Consider the following 20,310-nt stretch of genomic DNA (forward strand, 5'->3'; position numbering starts at 1 on the left):
TTGGGGAATGCCCCTCTTACCTTATCACCGTCACATCTCCCTTCACCTCTACAATCTCCTCATCAACGAAACGTAGCTGCGCCAAATAAACAAAAACACCCGGATTGACGGGGTCGCCATTGAATTTACCGTCCCAACCGAGGCCTACATCATTGGGGAAGATATTATTGGCTTCAAACACCAGTTCGCCCCAGCGGCTGAAGATTTGCAGCTTTTCAATAAGTTCCAATCCCGGGCCGCTGAAGATGGTGAAGCCATCGTTGGTCCCATCGTTATTCGGGCTAAAGACGTTGGGAATGAAAATCGGCCGATCTTTGATCAAATTAATGGTCACGTCATCTGTAGCAGTACAGCCATTCTCATTGGTGACCAGCACCTGATAGGTCGTCGTCGCTGTTGGGTTAACCTGAACCAGGCTACAATCAGGGTTTAGACAATTCAGGGAATCCATCGGCGTCCAGGTATAGGTCACGGGGGAATAATTGGAAACTGCTCGTACCAGGGTATCATAACCCAGGATGATAAAGCGGTCACCACCAGCGTCTACAACCAATTCGATGGGTTCCGTTATCGAAGCGTCTACTGTAGCGGTACAACCTTCGGCATCCAACACGGTTACTTCATAATTCCCTGCTGGTAAATTGCCGAGTATCGGGTCTGTTTGAAATGTAAAACCGTCGGTACTGTACTCATAAGGCGGAGAGCCACCTACAGCTTCTACGGTAATACTTCCTTCGCTTTCGCCGAAACAAATATTGTCGATCACTTCCACCAGTCCCAAGCCCAGGCTATCGGGCTGGGTCACGATGGCATCGCCTGTAATCAGGCAATTATTTTCATCTGTTACCTGTAGATTATAAGTGCCAGCAACCAGGTTTCCATTCACCGCTGTTACCGCACCGTTATTCCAACTATAGAAGTAATTGCCAAAACCGCCCGTAACAAGGGCCTCAACACTACCGTCACTTTCGCCAAAACAACTGACATTATCAATCGCAAAATCAAGCGTAAGCGGTGGGTGATCTTCTACCACTAGCTCGAAAAATCCACTACAAAGGTTAGCATCTAAAACATCAACCAAGTAGGTTCCCGCAGGGATATTGTTCAATGTATTACTGGAGGTAAATCCATTCCCATCGTTAAAGTTATACTCATAAGGAGGCAGTCCATTATTGATCGCTATCACAATAGAACCATCGCTGAACCCAAAACAACTCGGCTGCGTGATCGTCTGCACAGCAGGATCTAGCTGCAACTCTAATTCCCTTACGGGTAAAATCTGGGTGAATTCACAATCATTGTCATCGCGAACGATAACCGTGTAGTCGCCCTGACTAATACCGCTAAAGGTATTGTTAGGCCCAAAGCCCGTATTTTCCCAGTTGTATTCGTAAGGTGGCGTACCTCCATTCACCACCAAAGTGACGGCACCATCGATTCCACCATTACACGTAGGCATTACGACCAAAGTGTCAAAAGTAAAAGGCGGAGGACTATCTACAACGAATGAAAATGTATCCTCACAGGTCGCTTCATCTACAACCGTTACCGTATAGGTGCCGGGAGCTAAACCTGTAAGATCCTCGCTATTAGCACCGTTACTCCAACTATAGCCATAAGGCCCGTAGGGATTACTTACCAAGAAATCAATGGCGCCATCGGTGCTATCCGGGCAATCCACATCACTAATATTCGCATCGGTTGTAAAGTGGTCATCACAGCAAATAACTTCGGTCGCTAGATCAATACGAGTAACAACACAACCACGTTCAGAGGTAACTTCCAGTACGACAGGCTTGATACCCGGCGTGTTGTACACCACTTGATGTGGCCCTTGGCCAGTAGCCGTACGCGGTTCTGCCCCTGAGCCAAAATCCCAATCGTAGCTATCAATATTGCCAATAAACGAAGAAGCATCCGTAAAGCTGATGGTCTCTCCTACACAAGCAACACTCGGTTCAAAAACAAAATTGGCCTGTGGCCCAACAAAGGTACCCGTACCAGGGCTCTGATCGAATTCAATGGAAAAACCGGCACCAGATTGACTAAAGTTATTAACAACCAGCGCATAACTACGGCCTGCTACCATATCTACGGCCTGCGCAAAATTGTTATCTCCTGCCTGGCAACCACAGGTTTCTCCGATATCCGGATCGGCCAAACTCAGGCCTGTTTCGCCGGTACAAGGTGCCCACTCATCAAAATCAGCACCCACGTTTTCGCCAGATGCCATACATCTCAAATCTTCCTTTCCTGTACAATCATCCAGCCCGTTAGGTAACTCAAACACAACAAAATCGAGGTCATCAGCCGGATTTAACGGCGTGAGCGTAAAAGCCAGCGGCCCCGACTCCTGGCAAGTCCATTTGTACCATGTGCTGCTTGATTCATCGAAAGGACAGGTACCACTACTACAACTTACATCACCAATCTCGTTGGGGGTATCGCCCACCCCTACGACAAAACTCACTGAAAACGGTGATTTATCACAAAGGATAACCGCCGAATCACAATCGCCATCAGGCGGAGGAACCTCATTGAAGTTATTGACACACAACTGAAAAGTTCCCGTCTGGTTAAAGCGAGCACTCACACGAATGTAGTAGGTCTGACCAATAGTCAAGCCAGCTTCAAAGATGGTTACTTGGTCAGCATTGGAGTTATCGGATGCACAAGCAAGAGCATCGCCAAGATCATCACAAGGACCTCCGTAGAGGGCAAACTGAGGATCATGGATTGTTCCACCGTCATTCACATCTGTCTCACCAATCACACTGATACTAACGATAGGTGCTACTGCCGTAAACGAAAACCAAACATCGAAGGCATCCTGGTTATTAGGAAAACACATCGGGCTATCCTCCGGTGAGATGGTCGCATTGATGGTGGTATACGCATCCGGCACAGAACACCACAGGGTGATATCATCTAACGGGATAGCATCGACGCATTCGTCGTTGGCGGGTTGTGCCCAAGCAGAAGGTAAATAAAGCGCTGAAAAAAGCAGCAGGAAGTATATTTTGCGCATAGTATGCTCGATTGTCTGTCTAGTAGTTGTAGTCTATAACGTTTAAAACCCCAAAAGCGTAGCTCTTGGTCTTTAAATAAGAAGCTTTTGTCTGGTTAGTTGCTGTCTGAAAGTAAGATTTTAACTTTTATTTATCACTTTTGACGGATGAAACAGATTCCCAACCTTATTACGCTGGTCAATTTGCTTTGTGGTTGCGCTGCACTACTGAGTCTTTTCCAGGGCTGGTATTTTGCGACTGCGGGGTGGCTAGCTGCTGCGGCTTTAGCAGATTTTGCCGATGGCCTTGCTGCTCGGGCGCTAAACGTAAGCTCACCTGTGGGCAAAGAGCTCGATAGTTTGGCCGACCTTATTTCTTTTGGACTAGTCCCGGGTGCTATCCTTTACACCTTACTTGTAATCGGTGCTCATCCTGATTTTGCTAATCCTATGCAAGGTGGCATCCATTGGTTTGCCTTCCCTGCTTTTATTCTTACTGGTGCTTCTGCATTACGCCTAGCACGATTCAACCTGGATGAACGGCAAACAGAAGGGTTTATTGGTCTAGCAACGCCCGCTTGCACCATCCTTGTACTGGGCTTATTGATGCTCTATCGAGCTGAAGTACCTTTCTTTTTGGAGATCATCGAACAACGATTTGTGATATATGCCCTGATTTTTGCCCTCTCCTGGCTTTTATTAGCAGAAATACCCATGTTTAGTTTCAAATTTAAGCACTTGCGCTGGGAAGGCAACGCCCTGCGGATTATCTTTGCGGCCTCAGCACTGGTATTTTTGTTGATATGGCGTGAAGTGGCGCTCGCACCCATTGTGCTGATTTATATTATTACTAACATCGTTCGCCACTTTACCACTAACAGAGTCTAAGATGAATTTCATTGCCGAAGTAGATATCATGCCCCACCAGGAATTACTGGACCCTCAAGGGAAAACAGTGGCTAAGAATATGAAGAACCTCCACCTTGATGGAGTAGAAGATGTTCGTATTGGAAAACATGTGACCCTGAAGCTGACCGCAGCCGACGAAGCAGAAGCTCGCCAGATGGTAGAGACCGCTTGCCAAAAGTTATTGGCCAACGTCATCATGGAAAACTTCACTTACGAACTCAAGGAAGCGTAAAGTCCATTTGTTTTTGTGCTTTCTCCTAACAGGGAATTATTTACGCTTTGAACTTGTTGAATTAAGTCAACACTCGTTGACAAACTATTTACTACGCACCATGGCAGAACAGCTATTCGATAAAGTACGCGACATGATCAGCGCCATCAAGGACGCTGCCCCCACTTCTAGTGAAGAACTCGAACAGTTCAGGATTCAGTTTCTGGGGAGTAAGAACCGCTTGAAGCCATTGATGGGCGAAATTCGCAATGTCATCAATGAACGCAAAAAGGAATACGGTCAGTTGGTAAACGAAGCCAAGCAAGTAGCGGAAGCCAAGTTTGCCGAGCTCAAATCTAGCCTGGAATCAGCTGCGGAAGCATCTGCCGCTAGTGACCTCGACCTGACGGCTCCTGGAGAGCCCATCGCACTAGGTTCACGCCACCCGATCTCGACGACGATGAACCGTATCGTAAGTATTTTCGAACGCATTGGTTTCGCCGTAGCGGAAGGGCCGGAAATCGAAGATGATTGGCACAACTTCACGGCACTCAACACGCCTGAAGATCATCCTGCCCGTGACATGCAGGATACTTACTACCTAAAAGGTTACGAGCCAGGTGCTGGCGCCCAACTTTTGCGGACGCACACCTCTTCGGTACAGGCTCGGACGATGAAAACTACGCAGCCGCCCATCCGCATCATTGCTCCTGGGCGCGTATACCGTAATGAAACGATCTCGGCACGTTCGCACGCTCAGTTTCACCAGGTGGAAGGCTTGTACATCGACGAGAAGGTATCCTTCGCGGATATGCAGCAAACCTTGTTCTATTTCGCTCGCGAGATGTATGGAGAAAACACGCGGATTCGTTTACGCCCGTCTTACTTCCCATTTACAGAGCCTAGCGCAGAGATGGACGTTTCCTGTTTCATCTGTAATGCGGAAGGTTGTAATATTTGTAAGTACACCGGTTGGGTAGAAATTCTGGGTTGCGGAATGGTTGATCCTAATGTTTTGGAAGAATGTGGCATTGATTCCGAAAAGTACACCGGCTTCGCATTTGGTATGGGTATCGAACGCCAAGCCATGATGTTGTACAATATCACGGATATTCGCCTGATGTTTGAAAACGATGTCCGCTTCTTAAAGCAGTTTACTAGCGTATTGTAAGTTAGTAATCTTTGGCCATACCTTTTTTTGTTGAACTGCGACGCAGCTTGACCGCTTTGTATTGCGCAGAAAATAAAACGCGATTTTGTTTTCGTGCTGTTCCTTTATTATTTTTTGATTTTTATTCTAATTTTCCATGAAGCCAAGTATCCCTAAAGGCACGCGCGATTTTTTGCCACAACAGGTAAACCGTCGTAATTATATTTTCGAAACCATTCGTAGCGTATTCGTCAAGTATGGCTATCAAGCCATCGAGACGCCCGTCATGGAGAATCTTAGTACCCTAACAGGAAAATATGGCGAAGAAGGTGACCGTCTATTATTCAAGGTACTCAACAACGGTGATTTCCTGAAAAAAGCTAACGAAGAAGCGCTTCAAGAACGCAACTCTACAGGACTTATCCCTTCTATTTCCAAGCGGGGATTACGCTATGATCTTACGGTGCCTTTTGCCCGTTATGTGGTGATGTATCAAAACGATTTGTCTTTCCCTTTCAAGCGCTATCAAATCCAACCTGTTTGGCGGGCTGATCGCCCACAAAAAGGGCGCTATCAAGAGTTTTACCAGTGTGATGTTGACGTTGTAGGATCAGACTCACTCAGTTACGAGGCTGAACTTGTTCAGATTTACGATGAGGTCTTTGGGAAACTGAATATCAAAACCGTTACCCGCATCAACAATCGCAAAATACTGGCCGGTATTGCGGAAGTAGCTGGTATTCCAGATCAAATGATCGATATGACCGTCGCCATCGACAAGCTGGACAAGGTCGGTATCGAAGGTGTTCGTAAAGAACTGGGCGAGCGAGGCATTGGCGAAGCTGCCGTCGCCAAGATTGAAGAAATTTTGGCAATCAAGGAGTTAGCTGACTTAAAAGCAGCGCTGGCAGCAAGTGAAACCGGCCTCTTAGGCGTAGAAGAAATCACACAGGTTTTTGCTTACTTGGAAGGATACGAATTCAAAAATACTTTGCAATTCGACATCACCTTGGCTCGTGGTCTCAACTACTACACTGGGTGTATTTTTGAAGTAAATGTAGATACCCAAGCACACCCTAACATAAAGATGGGCAGTATCGGTGGCGGTGGACGCTACGCAGACCTGACCAGCGTTTTTGGCATGAAAAATATGCCTGGTGTTGGCGTTTCTTTCGGTGCGGAACGTGTATATGATGTCCTGGAAGAACTCGATTTATTTCCTGCCGAAGATGCCTCCGCTCTAAAAGTGCTTTTGGTTGGCTTTGATGAAGAAAGCCACCGCTACGCTTTCCGCTGCCTCAACCAATTGCGTGCAGCCAACATCAATGCAGATCTTTATCCTGAGCCGGTCAAGCTGAAAAAGCAAATGAAGTATGCTAATGATCGCAACGTGCCTTACGTCATCCTCATTGGTGACAATGAAATGGCGAGCGGTGAACTTAGCATAAAGAACATGGAAAACGGCGAACAGGAAAAGCTGTCGATAGAAAAAATCATTGATACTCTGAAATAACGTTTTTAAAAAAAAGATGACCTTATTATTGCGCAGAAAATAAGCTGCGATTTAGCTTCGCTGCTTCTGCGAGATTTTCTAAGTTTTTCAAATAGTTAAAACGCTTTAAATGAAGCGCTTATTCAACTATTATAAAAAACAACCACGTAGTAGACGCGGAGCGACCACGAAGTAGCAGCGTAGCTAAATCGCTTTTTATTTTCGTGCTGTTCCTTATATGGTTCATTAATTTAAATCCTGCATCGGCGAATACCCCACTCCACAATGCCAAAGTTTACCACCTTCGCGGAAGTTCAACAAGCCATCGAGCAAGCAGAGCTGACAACCGTTAACATCGTTGATTACTATTTGGAGCAAATCGCCGCCAGCCAAGACCTCAACATCTACGTAGAAGTTTGGGCAGACGAAGCGCGCGCAATTGCCAAGCAGCAGGATGAACGCCGTAAAAACGGTGAACAACTTGGCCGCTTAGCCGGAATGGTAATCTCTATCAAGGACGTTATCTGCTATGAGAACCACCAAGTAACTGCTGGTTCTAAAATACTAGAAGGCTTTTCTTCGCTATTTTCGGCGACTGCTACGGAACGCCTTTTGGCAGAAGATGTTATTATTATTGGCCGCACCAACTGTGATGAGTTCGCGATGGGGTCTACCAACGAAACTTCGATCTATGGCCCTACCCGTAATGCGGCCGACCCCACTCGTATTCCCGGAGGTTCTTCGGGCGCCGCTGCGGTAGCCGTACAAGCAGACACCTGCCTGGCAGCCCTCGGTAGTGACACCGGTGGATCAGTACGCCAGCCCGCTGCGTTTTGTGGCGTCATTGGCTTTAAGCCTACTTATGGTCGAATTTCACGCCACGGCCTGTTGGCTTATGGCTCTTCTTTCGATCAGATCGGCACCCTTACCCATAGTATAGAAGATACAGCTTTGCTGCTAGAAATCATGGCCGGTGCTGATGATTTTGACAGTACCGCCAGCACCACCGACGTTCCTGCATACAGTAAGGTACTCGATGAAAGCAAACCATCCCGGATCGCTTATATCCGTCCGGCACTGGAACACCCCGGACTGGATGGGGAAGTACGCGCGAATGCAGAAGCATTTCTCGATCAACTCCGAGGGAAAGGTCACACTATTGAAGCGGTAGAGTTTGATCTACTGGATTACATTATCCCCGCTTATTATGTTCTCACAACCGCCGAAGCCTCCAGTAACCTATCTCGCTACGATGGTATTCGCTACGGACACCGAAGCGCCGAAGCAGAAAATCTACAGGAGACCTACCAAAAATCACGGACCGAAGGTTTTGGCCAAGAAGTAAAACGTCGGATCATGTTAGGCACCTTCGTACTTAGTGCTGGTTATTACGATGCCTACTACGCCCGTGCCCAAAAGGTCAGACGCTTGCTGCTGGATCGACTCAATGAGATTTTTGCTACTTACGATTTCATCTGTCTACCTACAACACCTACTCCAGCCTGGCCACTAGGCGAAAGCCTGGAAGATCCGGTTGCCATGTATCTTTCCGATATCTACACCGTAGCTGCAAACATGGCTGGTTTACCTGCTATTAGTATTCCTAGTGGAACCCATGAAAGCACTCAATTACCATTAGGGATGCAATTGATGGCTCCGGCTTGGGGAGAAGCTTCCTTATTAGCCTTTGCAAAAAACATCTAGCAATGACTGATTTTTTGACCGAAGTTTCTAAGCCACTATTCCTATTTCTAATTGGAGCCTTAATTGGCGTCATCAAGGCTTGGCTCCGAAAATCGCCCATCTCTAAGAAGGAAGAGTTTCTCAATTACCACCGGTCTCTTAAAAAGCCTGTCATTTGGACCTTTATTGCAATGTTTCTTATTTTTCTCCTTATTGGATTGGGTGTCAACCCTAACAAAATAGAAGTCTTCCAAAGAGCACTTATCTATGGCCTTTATGCTTCAGCAGCAATATATATCTTCATGATATGGGCCGCCAATTTGATGAAGGAAAAAAAATAGTCCATTTCATACCTTTACAGTAACAAAGGCTGACCGCACCATGAATAAAACCGAGGCTGCAATTTCTATTTTTAACCGTCATGCAGAAGAATACCAGTCTAAGTACATGGATCTGGCCAAATACCACGACTCCCTCGATTTATTTTGCGCTTTAATGCCCACGCCTCCTCGCCTTTTAGACCTTGCTTGCGGACCAGGAAACATCACCAAATATGTACTTAACCAGCATCCCAATGCAAAAATGTTAGGTATTGATCTTGCTCCAAAAATGCTGGATTTAGCTCAAACCAACAATCCTACAGCCACTTTTCAGTTAATGGATTGCAAGAAGATTGGGGAGCTACCAGAAAAATACGATGGTATTCTCTGTGGCTTTTGCTTGCCCTACTTATCCAAGCAAGAAAGCGTACAACTGATCAGTGACGCTGCTGAATTATTGAATACTGGTGGTATTTTCTACCTTAGTACGATGGAGGGAGAGGATTCAAAGTCGGGTTGGATAGGCCCTAGCTCTGGCGGCGATGAGAAACTTTATATGTACTACCACCAAGAGGGCCATCTCGTAAAGGCCTTGGTCGACAATGGTTTCCGTATCCATTTTACCCAACGAGTTACTTCCCCAAATCCAGGAGGTAGTCCTGTTGTAGATTTAATCATCATTGCTAAAAAGCAGTAATCATGTCTGATAAAAAACGTCCGATTTCTGCCTCCAAGCAACAGTTGCATCCTCGTAATAAACACCTCCGACCTTACGATTTCGATAAATTAAGGGAGGCCTCCCCTGAATTGGCTGCATTTGTCAAGCCAAACAAATATGGTAATGACAGTATTAACTTCTTTGACGCAGAGGCCGTAAAAGCGCTGAATAAGGCTTTGCTGAAACAGTATTATGCGATTGATTATTGGGATATCCCTGAGGGGTACCTATGCCCACCCGTTCCTGGTAGAGCCGACTATATCCATTACCTCGCGGATTTACTTTCCCCAGAAAAACCCAGTAACAATACCAAAGCTTATTACAACGAGCACGTAAAATGCTTAGATGTTGGCGTAGGTGCCAATTGTGTATACCCCATCATTGGGAGCAGTGAATATGGTTGGTCGTTTATTGGCAGCGACGTTGATCAAACAGCCATTGACAATGCTCAACGTATTGTGAGTAAAAATGAACGCTTGCAAAGCAAGATTACCTTACGCTTACAAACTGATACGAAGCAAATATTAAAGGAAATTTTGCACGAAAACGAGCGGGTTGAATTGGTAATCTGCAATCCTCCTTTTCACACATCAGCCAAGGAGGCACAAGCTGCCAACCAACGTAAATTAACCAATTTGAAAGGGACGCCTAAAGTAAAGGCCAACCTGAATTTTGGAGGACAAAACAACGAACTCTGGTATCCTGGTGGAGAAAAAGCGTTTTTGAACACCTTGATTCAAGAGAGCAAAGCTTTCGCTACTTCTTGTTTTTGGTTCTCAAGCTTAGTCTCAAAAGAAACCCATCTCAAATTCCTTTACGAGGCGCTCAAAAAAGTAGGCCCCACAGAAGTAAAAACCATCCCGATGGCTCAGGGTAACAAGACGAGTCGAATCCTTGCTTGGACATTTCTTACAACTAAGCAGCGTAAAGCTTGGGAAGTATTTCTTTCTGCATAGGCTTAACCTATTTCGACTTCTTCACATACTTCGTCAATATGACGATATGCTGCCCATCTACCTTACCTTCGATGTGTTCGGGGTTATCGTGTACCAAAGAAATTCGACGCACTGCGGTACCTCGCTTGGCGGTAAAATTAGCTCCTTTCACTTTGAGGTCTTGAATCAACACAACAGTATCACCCGCTTCTAGTACATTCCCATTACTATCGATATGCTTAATTGCATTTTCGTCTTCGATTCCTTCTTTTGCCCAAGCCAGGGTTTCTTCATCCAAGTACATCATCTCCAGTAATTCAGCCGGCCAACCTTCAGCGCGTAGCTGGTGTAGCATACGGTAAGCAACAACCTGTACGGCTGAAACTTCGCTCCACATACTGTCATTGAGGCTGCGCCAATGATTAGGCGCTACCTGCTCGGGGTTTTCCAACTGAGTCCGGCAAGTAATACAAGCATAAATATAATCTGCAACGAGGTCACCAGACCGTGGAGCTACGGTATAACTATCCAAATTTTCGGAGTTACCACACAGCTCACACTTGTTGTCACTGCGGGCTATTAATTCTTTTTGAATGCTCATTTCAGGCTAAATTATTAATAAAAAAGCCGCTCCGAGTAATCTTGGAACGGCTTTTTGTAATATGTTTTCCTGTAATAATTACAGGGTCAACTTCTGTTTGATTTCTACGATTTCGTAAGCTTCGATAACGTCGCCCACCTTGAGGTCGTTGAAATTTTTGATCGAAACACCACACTCCATACCGGCGCGAACTTCTTTCACATCGTCTTTGAAGCGCTTGAGGGCTTTGATCTCAGCTACCACACCTTCTTTGGTTGGGTAAACAACGATACCATCGCGAATCAGGCGTACATTGTTGTCGCGCAGAATCTTACCTTCTGTAACATAACTACCGGCAACGGTACCCACCTTACTGATTTTAAAGATTTCACGAACTTCCAATTGACCGAGGATATTCTCTTCTTTGATCGTATCCAACATCCCTTCGATAGCGAGCTTGATCTCTTCGATCGCTTCGTAGATGACTGAGTAAGTCTTGATCTGTACACCTTCTCTCTCTGAAAGTTTACGCGCACCGGAAGACGGACGAACCTGGAAACCGATGATAATCGCATCCGAAGCGGTTGCTAAAAGCACATCTGATTCAATGATCTGGCCTACCGCTTGGTGTATCACATTCACCTTAACAGTTTCTTGCGACAGCTTGATAAGAGAGTCAGCTAGTGCTTCTACGGAACCATCTACATCACCTTTCACAATAAGGTTCAATTCCTTAAAGTTACCCAGTGCAAGACGACGCCCGATTTCATCAAGGCTAATCCGCTTAGTAGCTCGGTTGGCCTGTTCACGAGATATCTGTGCTCTGCGGTTGGCTATATCACGAGCTTCCTGTTCATTCTCTACGACCTTAATACGCTCGCCAGCCTGAGGGGCACCCCCTAAGCCTAAAACGAGTACCGGTGCAGATGGACCTGCTTCTTTTATACGCTGGTTGCGCTCGTTGAACATCGCTTTTACGCGACCAGAATGCTCACCAGAAACCATTGGGTCTCCAACTCTAAGTGTTCCTGCCTGAACAAGCATTTTCGTGACGTAACCACGGCCTTTATCCAAAGAAGCTTCCAGTACAGCACCGCTAGCTCTCTTATTAGGATTGGCTTTTAGTTCCTTGATTTCTGCTTCGAGGAGAATACGTTCAAGTAATAGGTCGATGTTGGTACCTTGCTTCGCAGAAATATCAGCAGAACCATAAGCTCCACCCCATTCTTCGATCAAGTAGTTCATCGAAGCCAGCTCCTGCTTGATCCGCTCGGGGCTAGCACCAGGCTTGTCTATCTTGTTGATCGCAAAAATCATCGGTACACCCGCCGCTTCTGCGTGGCTGATGGCCTCTTTCGTCTGCGGCATGATGTTGTCATCCGCAGCGATAATGATTACTGCAATATCTGTCACCTTGGCACCACGGGCACGCATGGCCGTAAAGGCTTCGTGACCAGGAGTATCCAAGAAGGTGATTCGTTTCTTCTCTTCACCAACACGTACTTCGTATGCACCAATGTGCTGAGTAATTCCCCCGGCCTCACCGTCAGCTACACTTGCTTCCCGAATATAATCGAGTAACGATGTTTTACCGTGGTCAACGTGGCCCATGATCGTTACAACCGGAGCGCGTGGCTCCAAGTCAGCAGGATCATCGATTTCTTCCTCTTCGTCTTCATTTACCTCTTCAACAGAGATAAACTCAACTTCGTGGTCGAATTCTTCGGCAACAATTTCAATGATTTCTGCATCAAGGCGCTGGTTGATCGATACGATCACTCCAACATTCATACAGGTCATGATCACATCTGTCGCGTCGACATCCATCAGGTTAGCAAGCTCCTGTACAGAGATAAACTCCGTTACCTGGAGCTTTTCATTGTGAGCTTCCTGTTCGCGCGCTTCTGCTTTTTCACGATGACGTTCACGGTTATCCCGGCGTAATTTTTGGCGTCTCTTTTTACCAGTACCCGCCATCCGGGCCATGGTTGCTTTGATTTTGTCTTCAATCTCTTTTTTAGAGACTTCTTTGACTTCATCACGTCCTCTTCGAGAAGAACCTCCACGGTTATTACCACCGCGTCCGCCGGAGTTACCACCACCGCCACCACTAGGCCGGCCTTCACCTGGCCCTACCCGGCGACGAGTACGGCGGCGTTTTGGCTTATCATCGGTAGATGATGTAGTTGTTTTTTTCTTGTTGGCGTCCTTCGCTTTGTCAGCGTCTTTAGACTTATTATCTTTCTTACCACGACCACGACCGGAGCCTAATTTGCTGGCATCAATCTTGCCCATGATTTTCAGACCGCGGAGTTCAGGCGTTTTCGCTCTGGTTATTCCGTCTTCTGATGCTTGGGGAGCTGCTCCTTTATCCTCCTTATCCTTGTTAGCAGCTTCACCAGTTGGTTCGGCGCTTTCTTTGGGAGGAGTGTTTTCTTTTTGCTTTTCCGAAGCTTTCACTTCGGGCTGTTTTTCTTTAGCAGCAGCCGGTTTTTCCTCAACCTTTGGTGCGTCGTCCTTTTTAGCTACAGGTTTCTCGGCTACAGGAGCAGGAGTTTCCTTCACAACCTCTTCCTTAGGTGGAGCAGGTGGAGCTTTAGGGGCACTAGACTTAGCCGGCTTCCGTGGAGCATCTAAATCTATTTTCCCGAGTACTTTCAGCTTGGGAGAGGAAGAGGTTTTTTCTTCTTTCTTTTCTTCCTTCGGCGGCTCTACCGGCGTAGGAGGAGTAGCTTCAACAACGGGCGCAGGAGTAGGTTCTTGCTTTGCAACAGGTTCCTCAACCGGAGGCTTTACCGGAGCAGGCTGACTTTTCGGCGCTGGAGGAGGAGCTAATTTGGATCTTAGGATCGATGGCGCAGCTACTGTTGGTTTAACAGTCGTGCTTGGCCGTTCCTCCTGCTTGACCTCTTCTTCCTTCTTTGCAATCGGGCGAGTACCGATCACCATTTGATCCGCCTTTTCCTTGATTGCAATCGACTTCTGGAACTCTTTGAGTAGTTCCTGGTACATGCTCTCCGAAACCTTCGCAGTGGGCTTAGGATCGATATCGAACCCCTTGGCTTGCAAGAAGTCTACGATCGTCGATAAACCCACATTTAATTCTTTCGCTATTTTGACTAAACGTCGCTCCATTCTAAAATTTTAGGTACGCCCTGCACGCTGCACGCTGATAAAACAAAAGCCAGCTTGGGCAAAACCAATGCAAAGATAAACTTAAAAAACCGTAGAGAACAACTCTAAAGATAATAAGTCCCTATAAATTGACACTTATTTTTCATCGACTTCCTGTTTAGCAACACCAATTGCTATTCAAGTTGTTCCCTTATATGTAAAAAAGCATTCCGACCGGATATTATCCGATCGGAATAACTGCCTTTTATTTTTCGAATTCCGCTGCCAGAATACGGAGTAACTCCTTGGCTGTTTCTTCTTCCAATTCTGTACGGCGTGCAATCTCTTCCCAACTAAGGTTAAGAACGCTCCGTGCGGTATCACAACCAATACCTTTCAACTCTTCGATGATCCAGTCTTCGATTTCATCGGTGAACTCTTCGAGTTCAACATCATCGATTTCAATCTCATCATTGTTCCGGTAAACATCGATTTCAAATTCGGTCAGGCGGCTGGCTAATTTAATGTTAGTACCTCCCTTACCAATAGCCAAAGAGACCTGGTCTGGTTCTAGGAAAACATTAGCTTGCCGTTTGTCCATATCCAGATTAATCGTCGATACTCTTGCCGGAGTAAGGGCACGCTGGATATAAAGAGAAACATTATTGGTAAAGTTGATAATATCGATATTCTCGTTGTGCAACTCCCGTACGATACCATGGATACGTGATCCTTTCATACCAACACATGCTCCAACCGGATCGATACGATCATCATAAGACTCCACTGATACCTTGGCGCGATCACCAGGAATACGTACAATGTTACGAACAACAATCAGGCCATCTTCAATTTCTGGAACTTCCTGCTCTAGTAACTTCTCTAGGAATAGGTTTGCAGTTCTGGAAACAATAACAACAGGGTTATTGTTCCGCATCTCTACTTCCTTAATGACACCACGAACCATATCTCCTTTACGGAAATAATCACCACGAATAGTCTCTTGTCGAGGCAGCACCAATTCTGTACCGGTAACATCGTCAATGATTAAAATTTCTCGCTTGAGGATCTGGTGTACTTCACCCAGTACCAATTCACCAACACGCTCTGTGTATTTGCGGTAAATTTCGTCTTTCTCGAGTTCCATAATCCGGGAAATCAACGTCTGACGAGCAGCCATAATGGCCCGACGTCCAAAATGCTCGAGGAACAATTGCTCGTAACATTCTTCGCCAATCTCATAATCTTCATCAATAGCAAGTGCTTCAGAGATGGAGATCTGACTACGATCATCCGTCACCTCACCATCAGGAACGATCTCCCTTACTCGCCATAGTTCAAGGTCACCTTTCTGGGTATTGACAATGACATCAAAGTTCTCATCTGATCCATACTTTTTACGGATCAGCGTGCGGAATACATCCTCCAGTACGCGAACCATCGTTGGTCTGTCGATATTTTTCCCGGCTTTGAATTCCGAGAATACGTCTACTAGATTCATTGCACACAGTTTATTTTAGGTAGCTCCAAGTGTTTTTATACACTATAACTACTTGAATGAAATTTTTACTTTAGCTTTCTCTATTGCATCAAACGCAATCGTAGTTTGTACCTCTTCGGTCACTTTGCGTTTTCCTTCCTTACGGCGAACTTTATAGTCCAAGGTAATGGCTTCTTCGGTTATTTCACTCAGGCGGCCTTCGTACTCATCGCCCCCTTTTGTCTTCACCTCTAATTTACGCCCCAGATGTTTCTTATACTGCCGTGGGAGCTGCAAAGGACGATCAGTCCCCGGTGATGAAACCTCCAAGGTATATTTAGGCCCCAGCCACTGCTCTTCATCAATAACACTCTCAAGATGACGGCTAATCTGTCGGCAAGTAGTAAACGTAACTCCCGTATCACAGTCGATAATTATCTCTAGTTTTTTGTCAGCATGTAACTTTACATCTAACCAAAAACAATTGGAAAACTCGGGCTCCGTAAACTTTTCCTCTAACAGATCAATGATCTTTTCTTCCACGTAAATATTAACGTTTAGTACCTTCAGACAATAAAAAGAGGGAACCGTAATGGTTCCCTCTTGGGATGTTCTTCCGTAAGAACGCCACAAAGGTAAGTAAATAAATGGTATTACGCAAATTATCCGTTCTTACTCAAGGAATTAAAGAGGGATACTTGTACCTTTTTCAAGACATGGAACGTTATACAATAGCATAGCGATTAAAAACTAGCTTTAAATGAATAGAATATTTGGTACACTCTTGCTATTTGCTGCTTTACTATGGACTGCCTGTAGTTGCCCTCCCGACGAACAAACCGGCGAGTTAGCACTTGGCTCAGCTGCTCAGGGCTTCCTGAACTATGAAGGGGATGAAACACTGATCTTTCAAAACACAAGTGGTGCTCAACTTAACTTTACAGCCATTAGAGGCAAGGAAACCAGCGAAGATCAACTTTGCTACCGCACTACCTGCACTGAAGCCAAATACAATAGCCCTTCTTCATGTGAATACTATGCTGCCGAAAGCGAACGATTCAGTTTCTTTAGTGAAGACAGCAATGTTGTTCTCGACTTACTTCTTTATTCTGATGTCTATGACTACGGTACTGCTGATTTTTATGATGCTTTCCAGTTAGGGTTTTCTTTTGGCACTCCTAGTATTACGGGACATCATATTATCGAACCACGTTTTACCGGTACTTTTGATATCAGCACCCTAGAACTTACCGACTTATTCTATACGGAAGCTTTATTGGTGCTCAATGGGACAACCTATACTGACCTCCTCGTTTACGAAGAAAATTCATTAGCTGTTTACATCGAACCCGGTAAGGGAGTTATTGGTTTCAAAAACGCAGAAGACACCTGGACACTCCAGCAATAATTTATATTAACACAACACTCACTTTTATGCAATTCACAAAAAAAATCACGTTAGCAGCCTTGGCCATTGGTATGGCTTTGTCTTTACAAGCACAGGTAGCTGTTAAAGCAGGCGTTAATTTTTCCAACATGCTCTTTGAAGAGGATGATACTTCTATCGAAGATCTTGCCAAAAATGGTGCCACTAAGTTTACCGCGGGGGTAGCATTTATCCTTCCATTTAGTGATGCGGTGGCACTACAGCCAGAACTTCTTTATACCCAAAAGGGAGCGAAAAGCACCTACACCATCGCGGGAGGAGAATTCACAAATGATCTTACCTACAACTATCTTGACATTCCGCTGCTGCTTCGCATCAGTCTAGGTGACACTCACGGTGAAGGGCTTGGAATTTACCTCAACGGAGGTGGCTACGCTGGCTATGCCTTCAGCGGCAAGAGTAAAAGCACCTCACCTCTAGGTGATCTAGAAACAGACATTTCTTTTGATGATAAAGATGATCAACGTCGCATTGATTTTGGTGTAGCCGTAGGCGGTGGCCTTACGTTAGGCAACCTTTTCTTTGACCTGCGTTACAACCACGGCATCAATAACATCCTTGACGATGATGCCAATAACAACAATGACAATGGGTTCAAGAAATTGCAGCACCGTGGTCTTGCACTTACTGCTGGTATCATTTTCTAAGCCTTATTGCCCTTAATTTTAAAAAAAAGCAAAAGTCATTCCGACATCGGGATGGCTTTTGCTTTTTTTGTGCCATACGAAGTGTTTTCTTCAGAAATTATCTCACCCAACCTGTAAGAAATTCGTTTTCTTGTATACTTATTCAACACGCCAGCAGACGATACCGAATTGAGAAAGGAGTTCCAACATATTATTGACCAGCATTATGGTATTCTGTATAAAATTGGTCGGGCTTATACCCAGGACCAAGCTGACTTCGATGACCTGTACCAGGAAATGCTGATTCAGCTATGGCAATCATACGCTCGTTTTAAAGGAAACTCAAAACTATCCACCTTCATCTACAGAGTGGCCTTGAACACTGCCCTTACCCACCAGCGGAAAGCCAAACGACGGGTAGATCGGCCAGGCATAGACGAACACTTCTATCATTTGCCCGACAACTCGGGAGGCGAAACGGAAATAAATGTACAACGAGAAGAACGAATCAATCTTTTATATCAGTGTATCAACGAATTAAAGAAGGAAGACCGAGCGGTAATCCTCTTGCACCTAGAGGGGAACTCTTATGAAGAAATGGCAGATATTCTTGGAATAACAATCAACAATATAGGTGTACGATTACTACGAGTAAAAAAACGATTACAAAAAAGTTTAATAGCAAAGGGGTATGCAAGAGTTTGATCTACAGGAACTTTGGGGTCAGGCGAATGACCGGGCTGAAGCTTGGTATGATCGCCTTCGCCCAGACTTGGTGGCTATAGCCCGCCAAAAGAACGACAGTGTACTACAGCGTATTCGCCGCTTAGTGCAGGGAGAATTGTTGTTTAGTACCGCAGCCTTCGTAGGCTTACTTTTCTACTGGCAAGATTTTCATCCGCTTTTTTTGATATTAATGGAAAGCACAATCCTCTTGGTAATGATTATCAGTTACCGTTACTATCGACGCTTTACCAGCGACATTGAGGCCGTACCTGCCATGAATATTGTAGCTTCTACAGAAGCTTACCTGAATATTCTCAACAACTATAAGACAAGACTGGTACGGCTTTCTATATTCTTGATGCCCGTGGGGCTAATTGTAGGCTTCATGGCCGGATTTGGTTTAGGCAATGAAAATGATTTCTCCGCTTTAACAAGCTCCAAATTTTGGCTAACCACCATTCCCGCACTAATAGCAATAGCCATCCCCACTTACTACTTCACCCTCTGGTATTACCGCTTTTTTATCGGTTCTAAAGAAAAAGAATTAGCAGCCGTACTGGAAAGATTACGGCAAGAAGAGTAAAAACGCTCATTGTAGCATAGCCAACAATGACACTTTATTCATACCGTAACGACTCAATAGGGTCCAATGCAGCAGCCCGTAATGCGGGATATAGACCCGATAGTAAACCTACTGCCGTACAGGTAATCAGCGCAACCGTGATCCAGAGCCATGGAAAAAGGAATGCACTCCCAAAGAGGAAGCTAACAATGTTACCAATCATTACGCCAAGGATAATACCCAGAATTCCTCCAATCTGACAAATAACTACTGCTTCTGTTAAAAACTGGATAAGAATATTTTTACTTGTTGCTCCCAGTGCTTTACGAATACCAATTTCGCGAGTTCGCTCCGTCACAGACACGAGCATGATATTCATCAGGCCAATCGCAGCCCCCAAGAGGGTGATAAAACCGATACTAATTGCAGCCAATCGCAGGTAGACAGTATTCTCTTTGATAATATCCAACAAGCCATCACTTTTCGAGATATCAAAATCGTTTTCGTCACCGGCAGAGAGGCCTCTTACATTGCGTAAAGTTGTTGTGGCTTCGCCGATGGCTGCATCAATCCGGCTGGCGTCTGCTACAGACACCATTATACTGTAGTTTGTACGTTCTGCCCCATAATAGCGCTTCGCTGTTTGAAGTGGGATGAGAATACGCCGATCTTCACTCTGATTCATCGACGACCCTTTCTCTTCCAACACGCCAATAACAAGGTACTTGCCATTAGGTGTCGTAACGTATTTCCCCATCGCTCGCTCACTGTTCCCCGCAAAAAGCATCTCAATCATTTCAGAACCAATAATGGTAACCATCCCCCCGTTTCGAGCTTCCCTGTTGGTGAAATTCCGGCCATGTTTTAGGTTAAAAGCACGTGCTTCAAGGTAGTTTTCATCAATCCCAAAAACAGTTACATTGGGATTACTTTCTTCGTTATCATATTTGATCGTTGCCAAGCCTGTGCAGTACAAGGAAAGAGAGACATCGGAAGGAAAATCATAACGTTCTTTAAATTCAGTCGCTTGTTGATAACTGAATGGGTCTCCTTGCTTTTGCTGGCGCCCACCACGACGGCCACTCACCCCTCGCCCTGCGGGGTCTATATCAAAGGTATTCGCGCCCAGGTAAGACAGGTTATCATTAAGGGAAAAGATAGCAGTATCAATAGCGGTAAGAATACCTACCAATGCCATTATGCCAAAAGCGATAATGACTAACGTAAGAATGGCGCGAAGCCAATTATCACGCACTGAACCAAATGCAATGCTTATGTTTTCTAAGGTATTCATGACACAGTGGGCTTTCGAGATACCGACCCGGCACCTCCAATTCACATACCTCTTAT

General features: G+C 45.4%; 18 protein-coding genes. 12 read left to right on the forward strand and 6 right to left on the reverse strand.

The window, feature by feature from the left end; translation table 11 throughout:
- Window positions 1-16 precede the first annotated feature (16 nt).
- Complete coding sequence (locus tag ACRBG0_RS06520; RefSeq protein ID WP_431486096.1) at window positions 17-3,028, reverse strand: gliding motility-associated C-terminal domain-containing protein; 3,012 nt, start codon at window positions 3,026-3,028, stop codon at window positions 17-19.
- Window positions 3,029-3,175: 147 nt separating this feature from the next.
- Here ACRBG0_RS06520 and ACRBG0_RS06525 point away from each other — a divergent pair, with 147 nt between their 5' ends.
- The 8 genes from ACRBG0_RS06525 (at window position 3,176) to rlmF (ending at window position 10,446) form a co-directional block, all read left to right on the forward strand.
- Window positions 3,176-3,895 carry a CDP-alcohol phosphatidyltransferase family protein gene (locus ACRBG0_RS06525; protein WP_431486097.1) on the forward strand — a complete coding sequence of 240 codons (720 nt, stop codon included), beginning with the start codon at window positions 3,176-3,178 and terminating at the stop codon, window positions 3,893-3,895.
- A gap of 1 nt (window position 3,896) precedes the next feature.
- A complete protein-coding gene (gene purS, locus ACRBG0_RS06530) occupies window positions 3,897-4,148 on the forward strand; it encodes a phosphoribosylformylglycinamidine synthase subunit PurS (protein ID WP_431486098.1) in 252 nt (83 codons plus the stop codon).
- A 100-nt stretch (window positions 4,149-4,248) separates the two neighbouring features.
- Window positions 4,249-5,298, forward strand: coding sequence for a phenylalanine--tRNA ligase subunit alpha (gene pheS / locus ACRBG0_RS06535; RefSeq protein WP_020536804.1), 1,050 nt, complete (start codon window positions 4,249-4,251; stop codon window positions 5,296-5,298).
- Between the two features lie 136 nt (window positions 5,299-5,434).
- Window positions 5,435-6,790 carry a histidine--tRNA ligase gene (hisS, locus tag ACRBG0_RS06540; protein ID WP_431486099.1) on the forward strand — a complete coding sequence of 452 codons (1,356 nt, stop codon included), beginning with the start codon at window positions 5,435-5,437 and terminating at the stop codon, window positions 6,788-6,790.
- Window positions 6,791-7,054: 264 nt separating this feature from the next.
- Window positions 7,055-8,473, forward strand: coding sequence for an Asp-tRNA(Asn)/Glu-tRNA(Gln) amidotransferase subunit GatA (gene gatA, locus ACRBG0_RS06545; protein ID WP_431486100.1), 1,419 nt, complete (start codon window positions 7,055-7,057; stop codon window positions 8,471-8,473).
- Between the two features lie 2 nt (window positions 8,474-8,475).
- Entirely contained in the window at window positions 8,476-8,793 is a 318-nt protein-coding gene (locus ACRBG0_RS06550) for a hypothetical protein (protein WP_431486101.1), read from the forward strand.
- Window positions 8,794-8,833: 40 nt separating this feature from the next.
- The gene (locus ACRBG0_RS06555) at window positions 8,834-9,469 is read left to right on the forward strand and encodes a class I SAM-dependent DNA methyltransferase (RefSeq protein ID WP_431486102.1); all 636 of its coding nucleotides are present in this window, start codon (window positions 8,834-8,836) and stop codon (window positions 9,467-9,469) included.
- 2 nt (window positions 9,470-9,471) lie between these two features.
- Entirely contained in the window at window positions 9,472-10,446 is a 975-nt protein-coding gene (rlmF, locus tag ACRBG0_RS06560; protein ID WP_431486103.1) for a 23S rRNA (adenine(1618)-N(6))-methyltransferase RlmF, read from the forward strand.
- Between the two features lie 7 nt (window positions 10,447-10,453).
- Here rlmF and ACRBG0_RS06565 read toward each other — a convergent pair whose 3' ends face one another.
- From ACRBG0_RS06565 to rimP, 4 genes are all read right to left on the reverse strand, one after another.
- On the reverse strand, window positions 10,454-11,026 hold the full coding sequence (locus tag ACRBG0_RS06565) for a PhnA domain-containing protein (protein ID WP_431486104.1): 573 nt from the start codon (window positions 11,024-11,026) through the stop codon (window positions 10,454-10,456).
- Window positions 11,027-11,104: 78 nt separating this feature from the next.
- A complete protein-coding gene (gene infB, locus ACRBG0_RS06570) occupies window positions 11,105-14,140 on the reverse strand; it encodes a translation initiation factor IF-2 (RefSeq protein ID WP_431486105.1) in 3,036 nt (1,011 codons plus the stop codon).
- A gap of 244 nt (window positions 14,141-14,384) precedes the next feature.
- Window positions 14,385-15,620: a transcription termination factor NusA gene (gene nusA / locus ACRBG0_RS06575; RefSeq protein ID WP_431486106.1), complete on the reverse strand. Its 1,236-nt coding sequence runs from the start codon at window positions 15,618-15,620 to the stop codon at window positions 14,385-14,387.
- Window positions 15,621-15,668: 48 nt separating this feature from the next.
- Window positions 15,669-16,142: a ribosome assembly cofactor RimP gene (gene rimP / locus ACRBG0_RS06580; protein WP_431486107.1), complete on the reverse strand. Its 474-nt coding sequence runs from the start codon at window positions 16,140-16,142 to the stop codon at window positions 15,669-15,671.
- Window positions 16,143-16,359: 217 nt separating this feature from the next.
- Between rimP and ACRBG0_RS06585 the strand changes: the two genes are divergently transcribed.
- The 4 genes from ACRBG0_RS06585 (at window position 16,360) to ACRBG0_RS06600 (ending at window position 18,981) form a co-directional block, all read left to right on the forward strand.
- Window positions 16,360-17,007, forward strand: a complete 648-nt coding sequence (locus ACRBG0_RS06585) for a hypothetical protein (RefSeq protein ID WP_431486108.1) — start codon at window positions 16,360-16,362, stop codon at window positions 17,005-17,007.
- 26 nt (window positions 17,008-17,033) lie between these two features.
- A complete protein-coding gene (locus ACRBG0_RS06590; protein WP_431486109.1) occupies window positions 17,034-17,693 on the forward strand; it encodes a porin family protein in 660 nt (219 codons plus the stop codon).
- A gap of 168 nt (window positions 17,694-17,861) precedes the next feature.
- Window positions 17,862-18,377, forward strand: a complete 516-nt coding sequence (locus ACRBG0_RS06595; protein ID WP_431486110.1) for an RNA polymerase sigma factor — start codon at window positions 17,862-17,864, stop codon at window positions 18,375-18,377.
- Entirely contained in the window at window positions 18,364-18,981 is a 618-nt protein-coding gene (locus ACRBG0_RS06600; protein WP_431486111.1) for a hypothetical protein, read from the forward strand. Before ACRBG0_RS06595 ends, ACRBG0_RS06600 begins: the two co-directional genes overlap by 14 nt.
- A gap of 34 nt (window positions 18,982-19,015) precedes the next feature.
- Here the strand turns inward: ACRBG0_RS06600 and ACRBG0_RS06605 are convergent, their stop codons facing one another.
- Window positions 19,016-20,254, reverse strand: a complete 1,239-nt coding sequence (locus tag ACRBG0_RS06605) for an ABC transporter permease (RefSeq protein WP_431486112.1) — start codon at window positions 20,252-20,254, stop codon at window positions 19,016-19,018.
- Window positions 20,255-20,310 lie beyond the last annotated feature (56 nt).

The organism is Lewinella sp. (genome assembly GCF_050633125.1).
GTDB lineage: Bacteria > Bacteroidota > Bacteroidia > Chitinophagales > Saprospiraceae > Lewinella.